General features: G+C 29.2%; 2 protein-coding genes and 1 pseudogene. All 3 read right to left on the bottom strand.

The annotated features are described in order from the left end of the window. Positions 1-18: 18 nt before the first annotated feature. Positions 19-666 carry a type A chloramphenicol O-acetyltransferase gene (catA, locus tag KA878_RS13525; RefSeq protein ID WP_001010378.1) on the bottom strand — a complete coding sequence of 216 codons (648 nt, stop codon included), beginning with the start codon at positions 664-666 and terminating at the stop codon, positions 19-21. Positions 667-795: 129 nt separating this feature from the next. Further along, positions 796-1,731: a replication initiation factor domain-containing protein gene (locus KA878_RS13520; protein WP_194375890.1), complete on the bottom strand. Its 936-nt coding sequence runs from the start codon at positions 1,729-1,731 to the stop codon at positions 796-798. 870 nt (positions 1,732-2,601) lie between these two features. Further along, positions 2,602-2,754, bottom strand: a pseudogene (locus tag KA878_RS14450) (plasmid mobilization protein); the annotation flags it as partial. Positions 2,755-3,056 lie beyond the last annotated feature (302 nt).

The raw sequence follows: 3,056 nt of genomic DNA, 5'->3' as shown, positions 1-3,056 counted from the left end.
ACTTCCAAAATCTAAAAACTAAATCCAATCATCTACCCTGTGAATTATATCTTGAAATTCATTCATAAATAGTGAAGCATGGTAACCATCACATACAGCATGATGAAGTTGCAGAGCAACTGGTATATAAATTTTATTATTCTCACTATAAAATTTACCTATCGTAATAATAGGCAATAAAAAGCTACCATTATTACCAATGTTTAAATTAAATGAACTAAAATCAATCCAAGGAATCATTGAAATCGGTATGGCGTTTTCAGGTATCGGTTTTTTAGGAAACATTTCTTCTTTATCTTTATATTCAAGCAAGTCATTTTTATAATTATTATAAAAAGAAGTGAAGTTGTTATCAGATTCAGTCCAAATGTTAGTAAATTTTTCAGTCTGCTTATTAAAAACTGTATACAAAGGATTTAACTTATCCCAATAGCCTAATTTATTCTCACTATTAATTCCTGTTCTAAACACTTTGTTTTTATTTACAACTTCCATAATTGCATAAATCAAAGAAGGATAAATTTCATATCCTTTCTTTTTTATCATATCTTTAAACAAAGTAATATCAATTTCTTTAGTAATGCTATACGTAGTTTGCTGGTTAAAATAGTGTTCAAAATATTCTTTTCTATCCCAATTTTCTAATTTGATAATATTAAAATTCATATATAACTTCCTCCTAAATTTTAAATCTTTATATTTAGGAGGAATAATCCTCTGATTTTTTCATATGTTATGTCACCTCGTAAATATTAATTATACTGAATTAGCGATTTTTATAAAATAAAACTTATTTTACTTCCAAAACCTAAATTCACGTTGCCAAAAATCAATCTGCTTTTGCAATTGTTTTTCGTTCTCTTTTAAAGTCAATTTCATTAAGTCCGTTAAATCAATTGGAGAAATTTCGGTCATCAATTTTTTCATTCTATATTTCTTTTTACGTTCTAATTTTCCCCATTCACTCTCATCAAATAGCAAAGCCATAACTGTATGTCTGTCTGGAGCTTTTTCTATTATCGAATAGTCTGGTTTTAAAATGTGTAAATCATTAAAACAATCATTCCAGTAATCAACCATATCTCTTTTTAATTCAATTTCTACACGCCATAAATGTTCTGAAACAATTTCAATATTTGCATTATCCTTACGTTCTTGTTTTTTATTATAAATTCTAATAAATCTATCACTGTCACGAACACCGAAATATTTCGTTTCTGGTTTACCATTACGACCATAAAAAATAGTTTTTTTAACTGCTTTATCAGTCACTGCATAGTAATCACTCAAATCATCTTCAAAATCAAAAGCTAAATCTAATCTTGTAAAACCATCATCTTCCATGTAGTCGATAATATTTTGTTTTAACCAAAGCATTTCTTCATGTGTGAGTTTATTCGGATTAAATTCAACGCGCATATTACGTCTATCCCATGTATCTGCTTTCACTTTGTCATATTCAATATATACTTTTTCTTGTAGAGCTTTAGCTTTAAATTTCGTTTGTAGTATGTCCCAAAGTCTAATTTGTGGTTCAAGACTCATAAATTCAGATAGCTTTTGAGCATTATTTTTATTAAGATTTCCAACAATTGTCATAGCATCAAAACTTAATTTTGGTTGGGGGGTGTCCCAAATCGGAACACTTAACCGGCTATTAGAGTAGCCGGTTTTAGAAAAATTGTCTAAATCCTTATTTTGTAAGTAATTTGAATGATTTTCTGTACTCATAAAAAATCGACTCCTTAATTTAATTTAAGAAGTCGCTCACCCAAATATATATCTTGAAGAATAAACCTATATCGTTTAATATCTAGATATACAAAAATTAATAAAACATAACTCTTTATATTTTATTTAGGATTGTCGTTCACGAAAACTTTGGTCGGTTTGGGGTGAGCGACTTCTTTTTTTATTTGTGTATTAATATAACACTATCAAAAGGCTTGGTCTATTTAGATCAAGTGTTTTTTAGTACCAAAACTTATTACATAATCAAAAATTAATTTTCTTTAGATAATTTATATTGCTTGTAAGCATAATAAACTATAAATGACTGTACTACTACTTGTGCAAAAGATAATGCTATACGAATGCTTTTCTTAGTTTTCTCACTCATTTTCTTCAACTCCTTTCGTTGCTTTATTCCAATTCCTCTATTTGCCGACGATTCTGCGCTCCTTAATAATCCTAAAGCTGTCCATCGGTCGATTTAATAGCTGACGCTATTCTCCCGCTGGCGCTTTAAGTCTAATTAAGGGCTCTCATCGACAAATAGATTTTCTCGGCATAAATGCGCGTTCTTGTTATAATATATCTATAACGTTTAAGCGCTTGTTAACAGTAGTTTTTTATAATCTACTTTGCAAAATAAGCAAAAAAGAGCCAATCCATTTTATCTGGGTTGGCTTTTTATATTTATATGCCTTTATTTGAATTTTAAAGGGGTATTTTGAAAAATTAAGAGTTATTTATATAGATTTATACCTAAAAGCTTATATACGTTCTTAAAACGCAAATATGAGCCAAATAAATATAATCTAATTTCACAAACAAAAATTTGATTAAAACCAGTGACTATTTTTAGACTTTGATGTCTTTTATTCTCATATTCAAAGTTTCGGCTGATGACCTTAACTTTTCATATTTGGATTCGCTCACTCTGAAACTAATTTGTTTTGTCTCTTTGCGGTTGGGTTTACGATTTCTCCCAACAGACGCATCGCTAGCCAAATTATTATCATGTTCACTTATTTAATCCCACCACGTTTCTTCGAAAATTATAACTTTCTATATTTGCAGATTATAGGATAATCAACAAAATTTCAAGTTATAATGTGGTTTGGCAAGCGTCGTATATTCTAGCCACTTCGTTCTGAATATACCGGCTTGATGGGATTAATCCCATACCCTTTATGTTTTTGCTTACGCAAAAAATGAGTGGCTTAAATGCTAGCCACTCATAGTTCAAAACCATAAAACCATGCAACCAAAAATGTGGTTGCTATACGTTCATAAATTTTATGATCACTTACGTGTATAAAATTAAATTCACT

The organism is Staphylococcus sp. GDY8P57P (assembly GCF_017892585.1).
Taxonomy (GTDB): Bacteria; Bacillota; Bacilli; order Staphylococcales; family Staphylococcaceae; genus Staphylococcus; species Staphylococcus borealis.
Note: the sequence above shows the minus strand (reverse complement) of the source record. Positions and strands in the feature narration are given on the sequence as shown.

Excerpts from the sequence above, each read along its gene's own strand:
- catA (WP_001010378.1), bottom strand. The coding sequence starts at position 666 with ATGAATTTTAATATTATCAAATTAGAAAATTGGGATAGAAAAGAATAT.
- KA878_RS13520 (WP_194375890.1), bottom strand. The coding sequence starts at position 1,731 with ATGAGTACAGAAAATCATTCAAATTACTTACAAAATAAGGATTTAGAC.